General features: G+C 56.9%; 1 protein-coding gene and 1 pseudogene. Both read right to left on the reverse strand.

The features are described from left to right. Positions 1-80: 80 nt before the first annotated feature. Positions 81-206 (reverse strand): annotated as a pseudogene (locus tag G6N73_RS37845) (class I SAM-dependent methyltransferase); the annotation flags it as partial. Positions 207-528: 322 nt separating this feature from the next. Further along, a partial coding sequence (locus G6N73_RS36105) for an ATP-binding protein (protein ID WP_165034601.1) occupies positions 529-699 on the reverse strand: 171 nt, incomplete at its 5' end.

The following is a 699-nucleotide window of genomic DNA, read 5'->3' on the forward strand; positions in this document are numbered from 1 at the left end:
ACTTAGAGGTATCGGCGGTCCGGTCGAGATCTCGTACGCAGCCGCCACGCTTGAGGATTGTGCGAGACAAGGTCACGGTGCACCATGCCGGGCGACAGATCACCGAGTGTCAGGTCAAGATTCTCCGGTAGCAAGCTCATCGTTGCTGCCCAGAACCAGCCGGGACCACAGCCAATATCGAGGACGGACCACGGTGGTCTGAGCGAGCGATTTGAAGTCGCCGGACCCTCCTGCGACAATCCCTCTCGCCGAAGTCAAGCCTCGAAACACAGGGTGGGCAGGGTTGGAGTTCGTGACGTGCAGTCCTATGCAATGTTTCTGATCATCTCCGCCGATTCTTCGGAACATTCCGCATGGCAGCCATCCAATTTGCCCGTTCGAACACCTCGCCGAGATTCTTTTGCCATACGCAATCGACCGTGATTTCGCACCTTTGCCGGGTCTGGAAAAACGCCGTGTTGATTTCCGCTGAGAGCTGACCCGGGATTTTCGCCGAGAAGTGACCCGCCTTCATGTATGTTTCGGGTCTCAGGGTTTGGTCAAGGTGGCGGCTTTCTCCTTCTTTGTGGCTGTGGTCTGGGCTGAGCTGTTCTTGAAGCGGAAGCTGTCGTTTCCGGTCTCCAGGATGTGGCAATGATGGGTCAGTCGATCGAGCAGCGCCGTCGTCATCTTGGCATCACCGACGACTTCATGATGCCT

This window comes from Allomesorhizobium camelthorni (assembly GCF_011045125.1).
Lineage (GTDB): Bacteria > Pseudomonadota > Alphaproteobacteria > Rhizobiales > Rhizobiaceae > Allomesorhizobium > Allomesorhizobium camelthorni.